This is a genomic window from Chryseobacterium sp. SSA4.19 (assembly GCF_022601875.1).
Classification (GTDB): domain Bacteria; phylum Bacteroidota; class Bacteroidia; order Flavobacteriales; family Weeksellaceae; genus Chryseobacterium.
Map to the genome: position 1 here is coordinate 114,946 of NZ_JAKVIP010000008.1, position 17,159 is coordinate 132,104.

General features: G+C 35.2%; 12 protein-coding genes. 8 read left to right on the plus strand and 4 right to left on the minus strand.

Annotated features, from left to right (window positions below; translation table 11 throughout):
- Nucleotides 1–9 precede the first annotated feature (9 nt).
- From MKJ01_RS07575 to MKJ01_RS07585, 3 genes are read left to right on the plus strand one after another with little or no spacing between them, the layout of a single operon-like run.
- A complete protein-coding gene (locus MKJ01_RS07575) occupies nucleotides 10–999 on the plus strand; it encodes a hypothetical protein (protein WP_241613001.1) in 990 nt (329 codons plus the stop codon).
- Nucleotides 996–1,943, plus strand: coding sequence for a hypothetical protein (locus MKJ01_RS07580; RefSeq protein ID WP_241612999.1), 948 nt, complete (start codon nucleotides 996–998; stop codon nucleotides 1,941–1,943). The genes MKJ01_RS07575 and MKJ01_RS07580 overlap by 4 nt, the downstream gene beginning before the upstream one ends.
- A 4-nt stretch (nucleotides 1,944–1,947) precedes the next feature.
- Nucleotides 1,948–3,159 (plus strand): glycosyltransferase, encoded by a 1,212-nt coding sequence (locus tag MKJ01_RS07585; RefSeq protein ID WP_241612997.1) that lies wholly within the window; start codon nucleotides 1,948–1,950, stop codon nucleotides 3,157–3,159.
- A gap of 8 nt (nucleotides 3,160–3,167) precedes the next feature.
- Here the strand turns inward: MKJ01_RS07585 and MKJ01_RS07590 are convergent, their stop codons facing one another.
- The 3 genes from MKJ01_RS07590 to MKJ01_RS07600 form a co-directional block, all read right to left on the minus strand.
- Nucleotides 3,168–4,058, minus strand: a complete 891-nt coding sequence (locus MKJ01_RS07590) for a glycosyltransferase (protein ID WP_241612995.1) — start codon at nucleotides 4,056–4,058, stop codon at nucleotides 3,168–3,170.
- A gap of 121 nt (nucleotides 4,059–4,179) precedes the next feature.
- A complete protein-coding gene (locus MKJ01_RS07595; RefSeq protein WP_241612993.1) occupies nucleotides 4,180–5,598 on the minus strand; it encodes an MAC/perforin domain-containing protein in 1,419 nt (472 codons plus the stop codon).
- Nucleotides 5,599–5,940: 342 nt separating this feature from the next.
- Nucleotides 5,941–6,285 carry a phosphomannose isomerase type II C-terminal cupin domain gene (locus tag MKJ01_RS07600; protein ID WP_241612991.1) on the minus strand — a complete coding sequence of 115 codons (345 nt, stop codon included), beginning with the start codon at nucleotides 6,283–6,285 and terminating at the stop codon, nucleotides 5,941–5,943.
- Nucleotides 6,286–6,405: 120 nt separating this feature from the next.
- Here MKJ01_RS07600 and gltX point away from each other — a divergent pair, with 120 nt between their 5' ends.
- Together gltX and MKJ01_RS07610 are read left to right on the plus strand one after the other, a co-directional pair.
- Nucleotides 6,406–7,911, plus strand: coding sequence for a glutamate--tRNA ligase (gene gltX / locus MKJ01_RS07605; RefSeq protein WP_241612989.1), 1,506 nt, complete (start codon nucleotides 6,406–6,408; stop codon nucleotides 7,909–7,911).
- Nucleotides 7,912–7,958: 47 nt separating this feature from the next.
- Nucleotides 7,959–8,915: an acetyl-CoA carboxylase carboxyltransferase subunit alpha gene (locus MKJ01_RS07610; RefSeq protein WP_241612988.1), complete on the plus strand. Its 957-nt coding sequence runs from the start codon at nucleotides 7,959–7,961 to the stop codon at nucleotides 8,913–8,915.
- A 58-nt stretch (nucleotides 8,916–8,973) separates the two neighbouring features.
- Here the strand turns inward: MKJ01_RS07610 and MKJ01_RS07615 are convergent, their stop codons facing one another.
- Nucleotides 8,974–9,687 carry a DUF6759 domain-containing protein gene (locus MKJ01_RS07615; protein WP_241612987.1) on the minus strand — a complete coding sequence of 238 codons (714 nt, stop codon included), beginning with the start codon at nucleotides 9,685–9,687 and terminating at the stop codon, nucleotides 8,974–8,976.
- 143 nt (nucleotides 9,688–9,830) lie between these two features.
- Here MKJ01_RS07615 and tsf point away from each other — a divergent pair, with 143 nt between their 5' ends.
- The 3 genes from tsf to MKJ01_RS07630 all read left to right on the plus strand — a co-directional run bounded on the left by tsf (nucleotide 9,831) and on the right by MKJ01_RS07630 (nucleotide 17,129).
- Nucleotides 9,831–10,655 (plus strand): translation elongation factor Ts, encoded by an 825-nt coding sequence (gene tsf, locus MKJ01_RS07620; protein WP_241612986.1) that lies wholly within the window; start codon nucleotides 9,831–9,833, stop codon nucleotides 10,653–10,655.
- A 237-nt stretch (nucleotides 10,656–10,892) separates the two neighbouring features.
- Nucleotides 10,893–14,045, plus strand: a complete 3,153-nt coding sequence (locus MKJ01_RS07625; RefSeq protein WP_241612985.1) for a gliding motility-associated C-terminal domain-containing protein — start codon at nucleotides 10,893–10,895, stop codon at nucleotides 14,043–14,045.
- A gap of 252 nt (nucleotides 14,046–14,297) precedes the next feature.
- Nucleotides 14,298–17,129 (plus strand): T9SS type B sorting domain-containing protein, encoded by a 2,832-nt coding sequence (locus MKJ01_RS07630; protein ID WP_241612984.1) that lies wholly within the window; start codon nucleotides 14,298–14,300, stop codon nucleotides 17,127–17,129.
- Nucleotides 17,130–17,159: the final 30 nt, after the last annotated feature.

Below are 17,159 nucleotides of genomic sequence, written 5' to 3' on the forward strand. Positions count from 1 at the left end.
AATTAAATCATGATTACTTATACTGAACAGTCGAGCATCATTATATTCTGTCCGCCCAATAGTGTTACCGGAGGCCCTGAAGCATTGCATCAATTAGCAGATAAATTACACTGTCTCGATATTAAAAATGTTTTCATGCATTATATTCCCCAAAGAAAAAATGCAAAACCTGAAAATTATAACGTTTACGATACCAATGAGACAGATACTGTGGAAGACAAACCGGAAAATATTCTGATCATTCCGGAATCCATGACTTTTTTAGTGAAAAAATATCCTAAAAGCCAAAGGGTAATCTGGTGGCTGAGTGTGGATTTCTATAAAATTTTAATGGACCACAGAATCAAAAGACAAAGCATTTTTACAAAATTATTCTATCAGCAAAAAGACAAAGAATATTATTTTGAACATTTACCGAATGTTTTTCAATGGGCACAATCATACAGGTCTTCTGTATATCTCAAAGATCATGGTATTCCTTCCGGGCAGATAGATTTTGTGTGTGATTATATTAATCCCAGTTTTCTCGCTAATACAGAAGCTATCCAAAAAGACCTCACCAACAAAACCATACTTTATAATCCCAGAAAAGGGAAAAAGGAAATTTCTCAATTAATTAAAGCTTCTCCTGAGCTTATGTGGACGCCGGTGCAGAATATGAATGCCGATCAGATACAGGAAATGATGGCAAAATCCTTACTATATGTTGATTTTGGTGAAAATCCGGGAAGAGATAAGATGTTGCGCGAATCCGTATCCCAGGACTGCTGTATCATTTCCGGAAGAAACGGGTCTTCTGCTTTTTATGAGGATTTAATGATTCCTGAAGCGTATAAATTCAGTTTCAGCGAAGAAAAAATTCCTGAAATTATTGCAAAAATTAAAGATGTCCTGGAAAATTATCCAAAACACATTTCTCAATTTATAAATTATAAAAAAATGGTTTTGAATGAAGAAATTGCATTTGAAGAAAAACTGAAAGAAATATTTAAGAAATGACGTCAAAAAAAATTACATTAATTTATCCTTTTGCTTATGGATATATTGATTTTGTCGTTAAGGAACTTCAATCCAATCCAGACATTCAGGTAACAGATATTAAAACTGATACGATAAAATATACTTACCCTAATATTTTTGTAAAAATCTGGAATGGGGTCACTAAACTGTTTGGAAATAATATTAAAAAAAAATATTTCAACAAACAGGTTTTAAAGCAAATTAAGGAAAAACAGGATGTAATTTTCGTAATCAGACCTGATTTAATGGAGGCTTCTTTGTTAAAGGAATTAAAACAAAATACAGAAACTTTCATTGCTTATTTTTACGACAGCTGTAAGAAATATCCCAGACAGCTCGAAATAGCTCATTTTTTTAATGAAATCTATTCATACGAAAAGGAAGATATAGAAAAACATCATTTTATTGAAACGTCAAATTTTATCTATGATGAACAGATAGAACATGAAGAGACAAAATATGACATTTTCAATGTTTCATCTTATGATTCCAGAATTGATGAAATTAATAAGGTTTCAACAGAATTATTCAATGCCGGTTTTAAAATTCATTTTGTATTATTTTGGTTTGAAAAGCTGGTATATCCGCATTTGATTTCGACAACAGAATATCTTTCGCTTAAGGAAACCAAAAAGCTTATTTCTCAGTCGAAAGCTATGATCGATATCCAGAGAACAGATCAGAAAGGATTATCTTTCAGGACCTTCGAGAGTTTAGGTTACCGGAAGAAATTAATAACAACCAATAATCAGGTTAAAAATTATGATTTCTACCATCCAAATAATATTTTAGTTATCGACAGTAACCATTTAGATCCTTCTGAAATTAAAAAATTTCTGGATTTAGAGTATGTAGAAATTGCTCAGGATATTATAAAAAAATATACTGTTAAGAGTTTTACAAAGAAAATATTCAAATTATAACACCATGGGCATCAAGAGAAAAATAAAAAATTATATCTATTTAAAAAATCATTATCCTTTATCAGATAAAACCATTACTCCTGATAAAAATAAAAAAAACATACTTATTGTAGACAGTCAGATCCCTACATTTGACAAAGACTCAGGATCAAACCGTATTACTGAAATAGCGGCTTTCTTAGCTAAAAATTATAATGTTTACTTAATGAATTGGCTAAAACCAATTCCAAAAGTTGAAGAGAAAAAATATATTCAAAATTTTAGTAATTACAATGTCATTGTATACACCCCATTTATCAATAAATATGGTATAATGCGTGGCAAAAAGCATTTCTTAAATAAAATCTCATCAAATGTCGATTATATATGGTGTCATAGGCCGGAGATTTACAAATATTATCTGGAATTTTTTAGAGAAAAAATGCCTCAGGCAAAAATAATATATGATATGGTTGATATTCATTTTTTAAGAATGGAAAGAGGCCAAGAGATACATTTTGATAAAAAAAGAAAAAAGGAAATTGAATATTATAAAAATATAGAAACTGAACTTAGTAAGCAGGCTGATAAAATTGTTGTTATAAGTGAACAAGAGAAAGAATTTATGATGAACTTTATAGATGAATCTAAATTATTTACAATAAGTAATGTTCATGATTTAAAAGTTCAGCCAAAAGAAATGCCACCTTTTGAAAAAAGAGCAGGAATTTTCTTTATAGGATCGTTTCTTCACGATCCAAATGTAGATGCTGTCAGATTTTTATATAATAAAATCCTACCAATTGTTTGGCAGAGTTTACCAAATTTAAAAGTTTTTATTATCGGTCATGAAGTGCCGGAAGATATTTTAAAAATGCAATCGGAACTTTTTGAAGTGAAAGGTTTTGTAGAAAATATAATCCCCTACTATGAAAATTGTTTCGCATCCATATCACCGTTGCGATATGGTGCAGGTGTTAAGGGTAAGATTGGACAGGCATTGGAATATACACTTCCCATAGTTACAACAAATATTGGTGCAGAAGGAATGTTTTTGAAAAATAAAGTAACAGCATTGATTTCAGATAATGAAGATTTTAAAAAATTTGCCGAAAACATTATTGAAATTTGTTCTAATAAAACAATTTGGGAAACTTTACATAATAATTCCGAAAAAGCAATTTATCCATTTTCAATTGAAGCTCAAAAAGATGAAATGAATAGATTATTATCATGACAACTAAACTAAATAAGCTTTTTAAACTCACCTTCAAAAACAGCTTTTATTTGAGAAATAAAATTTAAGAAATTAGTAGTGAAATTTCCTTTTGTGCTAAAAAGTTTCTTTTGTGCTTCATATAAAAATTTTGAAATTAATTTTTTGTGAGGCAATTTGTATAATCTACATAAAAAAATCCTGTTTCTCGTCATGTAAAAATTTTGAAAAGTATCTTGTTTGCTCATTTCATGATAGGCAATTTGTGTAGTAATAATTGCCTGTTTTGCATTTGGAATATTTTTTAATCTATAACACCATTCTGTTTCTTCAAAATACATAAAAAAATCATCTCTCATCAGTCCAATAAGATCAAGAGTTTCTTTTTTGAACATAATAGCACTTCCATTAACATAATCAATAGCAGTATTAAATTCAGGAATTTCAACTTCATTTATTTTTTTTCCCCCATTTGTATGACTAGCTTCAAAAAAATTATCTACATCTACTTTTCCTCCATCGGAAAAAATAAATTCTCTGTCATATTTATCACAAATCCTAGGTCCCACAAAAAATAAATTCTCATTTCTTTTAATTATATTGTATAAATTTTCTACTACTTCGTTAGAAATCTCTATATCAGGGTTTAAAATTAAGAAGTAATGTTTATTATCATGAATAGCTTTTTCAATAGCTAATCTATTTCCTTTTGCATATCCCGAATTTTCTCCAGATTGTATAAAGTTGAGTTGTTTATTTGTAGTGTACTCTTTTAATTTTGTTTGATGATCTGGAGTGGAATCATTATCAACAATATAGAAAGAAGAAGTATCTATCCCTTCACCAATTAATTTGCTTACTTGATTTACAATTTTATCAGTGGAATTGTAGTTTAATATTATTATTGCTAGGCTATTCATCCATCAAAAATAATAATTACTTATAAGAGAACAAGAATTTATATATTTAAAATAAACAATTGAATAAAAAACACGAAGTTAGAATTCTAACTTCGTGTTTTTTGTGATTATTTTTAACAAACTAGTTTGCAGGAATATAAAAGGCAATACCTTCTCTAGTCCAATAACTTGCAGGTCCCATATTTGAATTTGTTGTAAGATAATGATCTGTGCCGTGATTAGCTCTATAGCTGTAAACAGCAACCCTTCCGGCAGCTGGATCCTTATATGCGTAAAAAGCAACTCCCATATACACATTCCAGTATGAAGAAGGTTGTAGTGAGCTGGCTTGTGTAAAATAATGATCACCTCCCGAAGTACTCTTATAACCATAAATTGGTACTGTATCTGCAGCTCTATACTTGAAAGCTTTAAAAGCAGGCCCTTCATTTATCCAATAAGATGAAGGCTGAAGATTTGATTCAAATGTAAAGAAGTGTGTACTGTCCGGTTCATTTTTATAACCATAAAGTGCCATAGCAAAGTACTCAAGTGATACCTGATTATTCAAAAGATACTGATCTACATACGTTTTAATCTGAGCTTTTTTAACCGGGTCTTTTATCAGATCATATATTAAAATTAAGCCATTATTACCAAAATCAACCAAAACAGAATTATTAACTGTAGAGCTGTTTTGCCAATTAGATATATTTATTTTCGGATTAGATTGGTCTAAATTTAACTCTCCAAGTAACCCTTTTGAAGCGTCTCCCCCACGAGTTCTATAAGACAGTTTTTTAGAATAATTCTGGCTTGATTCAGTAGTATTTACGTCATTTGTAACGTCAACATTAAAAATATCTTTCATTCCGGCTTTCACTCCAACTCTTGCTGCATATTCTCGGTTCTGATTTGTTGTTTCCGATTGATATACAGCTTCAAGTTTAGCACCTGTATAGATGTCAACCAACACATGAGTTCCATAATCCTGAACAATTTGTTGTGGTGTCTTAGTCTGTAAATCCTGAATGAATTGCGGAGTCAGATAATCGCCTAACATATCATTTGTAGCATTAAATCTTAACCGCTTTTGCTTAATTGTCAGATTATAGCTCCCATAAATATATTTAGCATCAAATTTATTATTATTTGTTACTGCAGAATTAAAAGCAACTGAGAGTGTTTTTTTAAACAGTGGAACATTTGCCGTAACTCCAACTTTTGTTGAAACCATTTTAGAATAAGATTCTGCATTTTCTCCATATTCTTCAACATAATCTTGGGAAAAAATGTTTCCTGAAATTAATCTTGCTGCCTGCTCAGTTTTAAATCTCTCAATATCAATAACTGGTGCACCTGCAGAATTAGCATTTGCATACTCTCCCGCACCGTCGTACCCGTGACCCAAAACATCATAAATACCATCACCAAGTGATTTAGCCGCTGAACGGTTATTATCTGAAATCGTTTCTGTAAGAGAATCTGTTATTTCTTCTCTACATGATGTCATGAATAGTAATAGCAATGCGCTAAAATAAAATGAAATTTGTTTTTTCATAAATAAATATTTAGTTGTTCAAAGCAAATATAAATTCACAAGCTTTTGAAAAAAAATATTTATTAATGATAAATATCACAAAATAAAGAATTAAAATACAGTTAAAAAATCCTTAATATAATAAATAAAATACATAATAATCAGAACTCATTTAAACTTCTTAGTAAACTTTATCTGACAATTATAATTAGTTTTGAGACCAATTTCACATACAAAAATTTCATTGATGAATTATCACTTCACAAATTAAAATATTGAACATCAACTTAATAAGCATTTGAATAAAATTTAAAATCCTTAAATTAAAAATAGTTAATCTACAAAATTATTTTATGAATAATATTAGTTTCTTTTATACTCATCGTCCAATCTCACAATATCATCCTCTCCAAAATAAGTGCCCGTCTGAACTTCAATGAAAACAACAGGCTTTTCGGAAAGATTCATCATACGGTGTTTTGCACCTAACGGAATAAAAATACTTTCTCCGTACGCAAGGTTAATTTCTTTGTCATCCAGCACAACAGTTGCGTCCCCTTCGATGATCGTCCATTGTTCCTGTCTCTTATGATGATATTGGTAAGACAGCTTCTGCCCCGGATCTACCTCAATTCTTTTTAATTTATAATTCGGCTCATCTGCCAGGACAAAATATTTCCCCCAAGGTCTTTCTCCGATTTCTAACATAATTAGTTTTCATTATTTTGTACAAATGTAAATATTCAAATCAAAAAACCCAATAACCAAAACATTAAACCTCCTTAAAACACATAATTTTAAGTAAATTTGCACCAAAATTTTATTGATATGGAGAAAGTAAGAGTTCGTTTTGCTCCAAGTCCTACCGGACCTTTACATTTGGGAGGCGTAAGAACCGCATTATATGATTATCTTTTTGCGAAGAACCAAGGTGGGGAATTTATATTGAGAATAGAAGATACCGACACCGCAAGATATGTGGAAGGCGCAGAAGAATATATTGAAGAAGCCCTTGAATGGTGCGGGATTATTGCCGATGAAAGCCCTAAAAAAGGGGGAAGATTCGCTCCATACAGACAATCTGAAAGAAGAGATATTTACGACAGATATACAGAGAAAATTCTTAAAACAGATTATGCATATATTGCTTTCGATACCGCTGAAGAGTTGGATGCAATCCGAGCTGAATATGAAGCCAAAGGCGATGTTTTCTCCTATGACAATAAAACCAGAAATAGGTTAAAAAACAGTCTTACCCTTTCTGAGGATGAGGTTCAGAAATTACTTGATCAAAACATTCCGTATGTGGTAAGATTCAAAATGCCTGTTGACAGGACGTTAAATCTTGTGGATATTATCCGTGGAAATTCTTCCGTAAATACCAACACATTAGACGATAAAGTGCTGGTAAAAAATGACGGAATGCCAACGTACCATTTCGCCAATATTATCGATGACCATGAAATGGAAATTTCTCATGTGATTCGTGGAGAAGAATGGCTGCCGTCTTTAGGTTTACATACTCTATTATATGAAGCCATGGGTTGGGAAGCACCTCAGTTTGCCCATCTTCCATTGATTTTAAAGCCTGAGGGAAAAGGAAAATTAAGCAAAAGAGATGGTGATAAATTCGGATTCCCGGTTTTCCCGTTAGATTTTACGGATCCTGCTACAGGAAATATTTCAAAAGGTTACAGAGAGAGCGGTTATCTTCCTGAAGCCTTCATTAATATGGTAGCACTTTTGGGTTGGTCACCTGCGGATGATAAAGAAATTTTATCGCTGGACGAAATGGCAAAAGAATTCGATTTAAATAAAGTTCACAAAGCAGGAGCACGATTCAGCAAAGAAAAAGCAGAGTGGTTCAATCATCAATACCTGCAGCTTATATCAGATGAAGAACTGCTTCAGATTTTAAAAAGTTCAGATTTAGATTTAGCGATAGGAGATGGAAAGCTGATCAAGATTATTCATCTGATGAAGGAAAGAGCTACTTTTCCGAAAGATATTTATGAAAACGGAAAATTCTTTTTTGAAGCACCGGTTTCTTATGATGAAAAAGCCTCTAAAAAAGCATGGAATGACGAAACTTCTGCTATTTTGGATGAACTTGCTACAAATCTTGAATCTGCTGAATTTAATTCTGATAATTTAAAACAAACGGTTCATGATTTTGCGGAAGGCAAAGGCTTGGGAATGGGTAAAGTGATGATGCCGCTTCGTTTGGCATTGGTTGGAGAGTTAAAAGGCCCGGACGTTCCCGACATCCTGGAAATCCTTGGTAAAGAGGAAAGTATCTCCAGAATACACAATGCGATCAATAATTTTAAATAGATTTTCATAATTTTTCATACATTTGAAAGATTTAATTTACTTCAAGAATGGAATATTTAAGTTTCGAACTTCCTATAAAAGAATTAATGGACCAATACCAAACGTGTTCTTTAGTAGGAGAAGAAAGTGGTGTTGATGTAAAATTAGCATGTAGCCAGATCGAGGATAAAATCTTAGAAAAGAAAAAAGAGATCTATGGAAATCTTACTCCCTGGCAGAGAGTCCAGCTTTCCCGTCATCCGGATCGTCCTTATACCTTGGACTATATCAACGGAATGGTGGATAAAGGAAGCTTCCTGGAACTTCACGGCGACCGGAATTTCGCAGATGATCCTGCCATGATCGGCGGTTTGGCAACCCTTGATGGCCAGAAAGTAATGATTATCGGAACCCAGAAAGGAAGAACGACCAAAGAAAGGCAGCACAGAAGATTCGGAATGCCCAATCCTGAAGGGTACCGTAAAGCATTAAGGCTGATGAAGCTTGCTGAAAAATTCAGAATCCCTGTAATCACTTTAGTAGATACACCGGGAGCTTATCCTGGTCTGGAAGCAGAAGAAAGAGGACAAGGCGAAGCCATTGCCAGAAATATTTTTGAAATGACCATGCTTAAAACACCTATCTTTACCTACATCATCGGTGAAGGGGCCAGCGGAGGAGCACTGGGAATTGGTGTAGGAAACAAAGTATATATGTTGGAAAATACATGGTATACAGTAATTGCGCCTGAAAGCTGCTCATCAATCCTCTGGAGAAACTGGGATCATAAAGAAGATGCAGCCAACGCATTAAATCTTACTCCGAAAGATGCCTTAAGAGAGAAATTTATTGACGGAATTGTAGAAGAACCTCTGGGAGGAGCACATTATGACCCCGAAACAACGTATTTAAATTTGAAAGCTTCAATTTTACAGAATATTAAAGCTTTTTCAAAATTCACAGGAAAAGAACTTGAAACCCATAGACAGGATAAATTCATTGCGATGGGACAGTTTAAAGGATAATCAAATAAAAACGGTTAAGAGAATTCTTAACCGTTTTTATTTACATCTCTGCAGTATTTTATTCGCTTAGGTTTAATTCAATCTCAATATCCTTACTGATTTTCTTTAACGATGAATATTTAGCATCACAAACCAGGGTCGTCAGAATATATTCTCCTTTTTCTACGAGCAGAAAGTTTTGACTATTGGCCGGAACATCCAGGTTATAATATTTCTTGCCGTTAATTTTTACTATCAGATTACATTTTGACCTGTTTTTAATATTAATATAAGCTTCTTTATCCATCGGATCATTATTGAAAAGATGGGTGAGCATTGCAGCAGTTCTTTTATTCTGTTCGCTTGGTCCTGCTGCCTTTTTACTCGAAGCTGGTGCCACACTTGCATAATTTACGGTTCTGTCCGGAATTACAGCGTTTTTTGTTGTTGTATTAGAAGCCAAAGCTTTGGATTTATTAAGGCTGTTATCTAAGACCAGCTGCTTAACCTTATTCTCACTCAAGGGCTTTATTGTCGGCTTAGCTTCAGGAGAGTTGTTGGCCATAACAATCTGCATGAGCTTTCTCTTGAAATAGTCTGTTTTTGCATGCCCCGGATTCTGTTTCAGAAATCCTGCTACAATTCTGGCTTCGGCTGTAGCTTCTGCATCACTTTCCGTATAGATAATAGCCGTTTCCTTCTCTACAATAGCTTTGGATTTTGTTTTTTTCTTTTTTTGTGAAAATCCCAAAGTAAATATGCATATAAACAGGAGGAAAAATATTTTTTTCATTAAATGAACATTTAAAATTTTATTAAATATGTAAATAACGCAAAAAGTCAGTTTTTAGTTTGTCATTAAAATCATTATCTTTGCACTGCTTTAAAATTAAGCTAAAAATTAATACTAATCTTAAATATAAAATAATACATATTATGTCTTATACACCAGTAGCTGCTGACGTAGCAAAATTGAGAAACCAAACGGGTGCAGGTATGATGGACTGCAAAAAAGCTTTAGTTGAGGCTGAAGGAGATTTCGAAAAAGCAGTAGATATCCTTCGAAAAAAAGGACAGAAAGTAGCTGCTAACAGAGCTGACAGAGACTCCAGTGAAGGGGTTGTTATTGCAAGAGTAAATGAAGACAATACATTAGGTGCTGTTATTTCTTTGAACTGCGAAACTGATTTCGTTGCCAAAAACGAAGCATTCATTGAGTTAGCTTATGAACTGGCTGAGATGGCGATCTTTGCTGCTACTAAAGAAGAGTTTTTAGCTACAGATTTCCACGGAATCACTATTGCTGAAAAATTGGTTGAGCAGACAGGTGTTATCGGTGAAAAAATTGAAATCGGTGCTTTCGAAAGACTTGAAGGCCCTTATCTTGGAGCTTACATACACGCTGGAAACAAAATTGCTGCGATCACTGCACTTTCTGCTAATGTAGAAGGAGCTAACGAAGCTGCTAAATCTGTTTCTATGCAGGTAGCTGCTATGAACCCGATTGCTCTTGACGAAAATGCTGTTTCTCAGGAAACGATTGATAAAGAATTAGAAATCGAAAGACATAAACTTACTGAAGAAGGTAAGCCTGCAAACATCATCGACAATATCCTTAAAGGTAAAATGCAGAGATTCTACAAAGACAATACTCTGGTACACCAGGATTTCATTAAAGACGGAAGCATGTCAGTTGCTGACTATGTAAAATCAATAAACGGAGATCTTAAAGTAACAGGATTTGTACGAGTAAGCATCTAATCCCTTAAAGATACGAATATCAGTCCCGGTGAAACTTTCACCGGGATTTTTTTGTTCTTTATCATGAATATATTACTTATTTATTCAAATGATCAAAGTTTGATAAATAAATGACCTATATATTATTAAGCACAGCAATTAGTTAAGAATCGTGAATAAAATACGAAATTCATTAACATTAATTTAACAATATTTCAAATATTATTTTAAATTTGTATAAATCATAATTATCAATATATGAAAAGATTTCTACTTAGCTTAGTATTGGTTTTTTTAACAATTAATACTCTTTTTGCACAGAGAGATACCGAACATTGGTTTGCTCCCATGATGTCAAGAGCAGGCATGAGCTCACACGCTCAGTCAATATACTTCTCTACAGATTCCACTACACCATTTGATGTTGAAATCTATAATAATAATGTCGTAATTGGTACAGTTACAAATCTTGTAAAGGGCAACCCGAAAATATTCAATCTGCTTTCCACTACTCCGGCACCGGGTTTACCGCCGTCTGCAAACCTTGTTGCAACGGCACAGAGTGATGTTTTTACACCTATAGCAAAGGGTATTTACACAAAAGGAAGTAAGCCTTACTATGCCAATCTAAGATTATCAATCACCAGCCACGGTGAAATTTTGGTATCTAAAGGAAAAGCCGGTCTTGGTAAAAAGTTTTATGCAGCGTATGCGCCCATTACTGAAGGGGGTAATAGCCTTTATAATTTCACAACAGGAATTTTAGCTACTGAAAACAACACCATCGTTACCGTTTCAGGATATTCTTCTACTGTTGTATTTTCTAACGGAAATACAGGGGCTACTACTCCTTCCATATCTTTTCCTTTACAGAAAGGACAATCGTACATTATCGAGGGCCAAGGAACACAAACGGGAAACCAAACCGGTTTTATTGGTGCTAAGATTGAAGCAGACAAACCTATTTCTGTAACGAATGGTAATTTCAACGGTCAGTTTTCCTGGGGACCTGTCGGTAGCAGTTCGGATATTATTATGGATCAATCTGTACCTGTAGACAGGTTAGGGAACGAATTTGTTGTCGTAAAAGGGAATGGTAATGTGGACGCTAAAATGGAAGACGCTCTTATTATTGCCACAGAAAATAATACTGAAGTACAGATTAACGGGGGACCAGTAGTAGCTACACTTAACGAAGGTCAATTTTACAGAGTAAACGGACCTAATAATGGAACTCCTGCGAACAATACCAATTATATAGATCAAGGCAACGGACATTATAACATGTATATTAAGACTTCAAAGAATGTATATGTTTATCAGCTTCTTGCAGGGCTTGCAACAAGCATTGCAACACTGGGATACAACTATATCCCACCTTTGAACTGTTTTTTACCTAGAAAAATTGATGAAATTTCAGCAATAAACGATCTTAACGGAAGTTCAAATGATATTAAATTAAATATTCTTACTGAAGCCGGATCTACTGTAAATTACAGCATTAATGGAGGAGCTCCAATTACACCAACTACAGTACAAGGACCTTACCCAGTTAATGGAACAAATGCATGGGTATCATATTCTATTCCTGCATTATCAGGAAATATAACTGTTACATCAACCAAAGCTGTAACTGCAGGTATTGCCGGAGGGAGTGGAGCCGTTGGATATGGAGGTTATTTTGCAGGATTCTCCTCAATTCCTGTTATTGCAAAAAAATCAGGAGAGTGTGTTCCGGGAATCGTACTGGAAGTGGATGACAGCTACGAGGGGTACCAGTGGTTTCTGAACGGCATTGCTATTCCTGGAGCGACACAGTCAACATACACTCCTACGCAGGCCGGGAATTATACGGTAAAGGTATCTATGGGAACATGCCCGCCGATTACAACTCCGATCTATAAAGTATTTGCGTGTATAAGAAATACTACCGCTGCATTAAATGCATGTGCCACCAAAGTCATTGCTCCGGCATTCTCTTTCACAACTACTCAGACACCGGTAGCAAGCACCGTAACAATTCTCACCTATCCTACCCATGGCACAGCGACAGTAAATCCTACAACGGGACAGATTGTCTATATTCCAAATACAGGATATACAGGTCCTGACACTATTGTCTATCAGTTCTGCGGAAATGCCACCGAATTTATTGACTGTGAACACGTTACTTTAAATTTAAATGTTGTTCCTTTTATCTTAACGGACAAAACCATCAAAGCCTGTCAATATAATGGACAGGGATTCTTTGATCTTACGACAGCCAATGTAACAGATTATAATCCGGTAGTAAAAGTATTCTATCATACCCTGGCAGATCTTAATGCATCAATCAACCCGATTACCAATGCTACACAATATCTTTCTTCAGCAGGTTTTGTTTATGTAAAAGTAACCACTAGCGAAGGATGTGTGGGCTTTGCAAAAATCACCTTGGAGTTCCTGCCGGCTCCGGTAGTCTACGAAGCGACATTGAGCGAATGCTTCTTGGAGACTGATGAAACCAAAGCAAAATTCAACCTGACCATTGCTAATGTTTCCCAGGAAACTCCTGTAACTAAAAAGTATTATCCTACATTTGCAGATGCCAGCAACAATACCAATCCAATTGTCAATGCCGATTCTTATATTTCAGGAAATACAACAGTGTACATCAGGGTTTTCAACAGCAACCAGTGTTATGCCATTGCTAAAGTGAACTTGAAGGTGATCCCTCCGAAAAGATCAGCAGTACTGATCGATAAAACCATCTGCATTGACGGCAGAACCAATCTTGATGCAGGGCCGGGATACCAGTCTTATGAATGGAGCACAGGTGCCACAACCCAGATATTGGAAGACGCTACAGTAGGGAACTATTGGGTAATCCTGGAAGACAGCGGATGTTTTGTAAAGCAATTGGTAAATGTTAATAAAGCGCAGGATCCTGTAATTTCAGAAATTGAAATTTCCAACAATACGGTAACGGTCCATGTGACGGGAGGAAAAGCACCTTATCAGTATGCCGTGGATGCACCAACTAACTGGCAGGATTCCAATGTATTTACAGGGCTTTCAAGAGGACAGCATATTTTTTATGTAAAAGATGTATACAACTGTACACCGGTTTCTGTAGAAGTGACAGTACCAAATCTCCTAAATGCCATCACACCAAACGGTGATAATAAAAATGATTTTATCGACTACAGTGAGTTGGCTTATAAAGACAACCTTACTTTTGTAATCTATGATAGATACGGAAATAAGATATTTACCGGAGATAAATTCAACAACTACAAATGGGACGGTAAGCATTATGACAAGAAAATAGTAACCGGAACCTATTGGTATCATATTAACTGGAATGAACCTAATAAAGACAAAACTCCGATTAAATATACAGGCTGGATCCTGGTAAAAAATATAAATTAAGCATTTATAAAATTAAAATGTCACATTAAAAACCACTGAAGAGAATTTCAGTGGTTTTAATTTATAAACTCATCTATTCCTAAAACTAAACTGTATCTTCATTTATATAGAAAAAATCTTTTGTTAACACTGATATGATTATTATTTAACAAAAATTATTGAAAATACAGCTTTACAATCGTGTTTTTCTTATGTTTTTTACAAAATTTAAGAAATAAAATTCTATTTTTGTTAATGCTAAATTTCACAACCATGAAAAAACAACTTTACTTTATCCTTTTATTTGCTCTTACTTTTATTACCCTTTCAGCCCAAAGGGATACAGAACATTGGTTTGCTCCTTTTTCTGCTGCCAATCTATCTCCTACGGCAAAACAGGCGGTATATCTTTCTACGGATTCAACCACTCCTTTCACCGTTACTATTTATAATAACGGTATCGTGCTTGGAACCTCAACCATCAGCAAAGGAAACCCGCAGGTCTATGATATCAATGCAGCAGATATGATCGGCTCTACCGGTACAGATCTTTTCACTGTCGGCAGCAAGGGGCTCTATCTTAAGGGCACCAAACCTTTTTTTGCAACCTTCAGGTTTGTTGTTCCTGCCCATGGTGAAATTTTAACATCCAAAGGAAAAGCAGGGATCGGAAAGAAATTTTATGCAGTTGTGGCTCCCATTACCAATAGTAGCTCAGGCATGAATTTTACAACAGGAATTCTGGCTACAGAAGATAACACCACCGTTACGGTTTCAGGGTACTCACCTGCCGTTGTGTTCACCAATGGAGTAACCGGAGCTGCTTCGCCGACTTTAACCTTTACACTTGACAAAGGGAAATCTTATATTATTGAAGGAAGAGGAAATCAATCTGGTAATCAAACCGGTTTTATCGGTGCTAAAATAATTTCTGACAAACCCGTTTCGATTACCAACGGAAATTTTCTGGGTGAATATAATATCGGGACAGGACTAACTGGTGGAGATATCGTAATGGACCAGTCTGTTCCTATAGACCGATTAGGAAAAGAATTTGTTATCGTAAAAGGCTTTGGTAATATTGCCGCTAAAACGGAAGATGTTTTAGTGGTTGCTACGGAAGATAATACCCAGATATTTGTCAATGACAACCCTATCTCTGTTGCTACCATTAATGAAGGACAGCACTATCGCGTTAATGAGCCTAACAACACCAATTATATTGACCAGGGGAGCGGTCATTATAATATGTATGTGAGAACTAGCAAAAATGCTTATGTATACCAGCTTCTTGCCGGAACAGCGACTTCCAGTGCAACAATCGGGTTTAATTATATTCCACCTCTTAACTGTCTGTTGCCGAGAAAAATTGATGAGATCGGGATGATAGAAATGCTTCCTCAGGCATCCAATAATATTAAGCTTAATATTTTAACAGAAAAAGGAGCTGCTGTAACGTACAGCATTAATGGCGGAGCACCAATAACACCAACAGCAACGCAGGGACCTTATGATGTATCAGGAACGCTGGATTGGGAGTCTTATTCCATTACAGGAGTTACCGGAAATGTTGCAATTATTTCTACCAAAGCGGTTACGGCAGGAATTGCGGGAGGAAGCGGTGTAGTGGGATATGGAGGATATTTCGCCGGTTTTTCTTCCGTCCCGGCAATCAGCAAAACGGGGGAATGTGTTCCAGGAGCTGTATTGGAAACAGGTGACAGCTTTGAATCTTATCAGTGGTTCTTAGGCAATACCCCTATTCCCGGAGCCAATACCTATACTTATACACCCATGCAACCGGGAAATTATACCGTACAAGTGGGAATGGGCGGATGCTTTGCAACCACTCCCATTTTTATAGTGGAATCCTGCTATGAACAGACTACAAAAAGCTTAATCATCTGTGAAGCTCAAAAAACAATTATTCCTAAATTCACCAATCATACTGTTCCGGTGATTCTGAGTACCGTACAGATCGATGTACCGCCTACCAAAGGAACGGCAACAATTGATGCTGTAACAGGAATTATTACCTATACCCCTAACTCAGGATTTTCAGGTACCGATATGATGGTTTATCACTTCTGCGCCAATCCTGCTACCGGAGTCGGCTGTGAACAGGTAACCATGACATTGATTGTAGACCCTAATCCTGTTGTAAAAAATGTATCGATAAGAGCATGTTATATTCAAGGGCAGCCCACTAAGGCAATGTTCAATCTTGAAACATCAGGATTCACCACTCAGACAGGAATGATAAAAAAATATTATGCTACACTTGCAGACCTCAGCAGCGGAATCAATGAAATCAATCCGATAGATTATATTTCTTCAAATACAACAGTATATGTAAAAGTAATCAATTCAAATGGCTGTTTCAGCATTGCAGAAATTACGTTAAATGTACTTCCTCCCGTAAACTCTACTGTATTGAGTGATAAAATTATCTGTGTCGAAAATAAAGCGACTTTAGATGCAGGGTCCGGATTTGACGGTTATGAATGGAACACCGGTGAAACAACCCAGACCATCAATGCAGGAATCGGTACATATTGGGTCAACCTTAAAACCGGAGAATGCTTTACCAGACAGAATGTAAAAGTAATTCCTGCCGTACAGCCTGTCATTTCAAATCTTGAGATTAAAAACAATACCATTACGGTAACCGTAATTGGAGGAACTCCTCCTTATAAATATTCACTGGATGGTATAAACTGGCAGGATTCAAACTTTTTCGAGAACCTTCCCAGGGGTGAAAACAGCATTTACGTAAAAGATTTTTACAACTGCGAACCTATTGATGTAACCGTTACGGTTCCCAACCTGCTGAATGCCATAACCCCTAATGGCGATAATAAAAATGATTATATCGACTATTCTGAGTTAGCTTATAAGAAAAATTTAGTATTTAATATTTATGACCGGTACGGAAATAAAGTACATCAGGCCAACCAGTACAATGCGTACAGATGGGATGGGACCATGTATGGTAAAAAAATCCCGACTGCCACATACTGGTATGAGATTACATGGACAGAACCTAATAAAGCACAGACCCAGATAAAATACTCTGGATGGGTACTGGTAAAAAATATAGAATAACATTTTATAACCCACTGAAAACCATGATCT

Bases quoted from the DNA above. Each gene is read 5' to 3' on its own strand.
- MKJ01_RS07575 (WP_241613001.1), top strand. From the start codon at position 10: ATGATTACTTATACTGAACAGTCGAGCATCATTATATTCTGTCCGCCC.
- MKJ01_RS07580 (WP_241612999.1), top strand. From the start codon at position 996: ATGACGTCAAAAAAAATTACATTAATTTATCCTTTTGCTTATGGATAT.
- MKJ01_RS07585 (WP_241612997.1), top strand. From the start codon at position 1,948: ATGGGCATCAAGAGAAAAATAAAAAATTATATCTATTTAAAAAATCAT.
- MKJ01_RS07590 (WP_241612995.1), bottom strand. From the start codon at position 4,058: ATGAATAGCCTAGCAATAATAATATTAAACTACAATTCCACTGATAAA.
- MKJ01_RS07595 (WP_241612993.1), bottom strand. From the start codon at position 5,598: ATGAAAAAACAAATTTCATTTTATTTTAGCGCATTGCTATTACTATTC.
- MKJ01_RS07600 (WP_241612991.1), bottom strand. From the start codon at position 6,285: ATGTTAGAAATCGGAGAAAGACCTTGGGGGAAATATTTTGTCCTGGCA.
- gltX (WP_241612989.1), top strand. From the start codon at position 6,406: ATGGAGAAAGTAAGAGTTCGTTTTGCTCCAAGTCCTACCGGACCTTTA.
- MKJ01_RS07610 (WP_241612988.1), top strand. From the start codon at position 7,959: ATGGAATATTTAAGTTTCGAACTTCCTATAAAAGAATTAATGGACCAA.
- MKJ01_RS07615 (WP_241612987.1), bottom strand. From the start codon at position 9,687: ATGAAAAAAATATTTTTCCTCCTGTTTATATGCATATTTACTTTGGGA.
- tsf (WP_241612986.1), top strand. From the start codon at position 9,831: ATGTCTTATACACCAGTAGCTGCTGACGTAGCAAAATTGAGAAACCAA.
- MKJ01_RS07625 (WP_241612985.1), top strand. From the start codon at position 10,893: ATGAAAAGATTTCTACTTAGCTTAGTATTGGTTTTTTTAACAATTAAT.
- MKJ01_RS07630 (WP_241612984.1), top strand. From the start codon at position 14,298: ATGAAAAAACAACTTTACTTTATCCTTTTATTTGCTCTTACTTTTATT.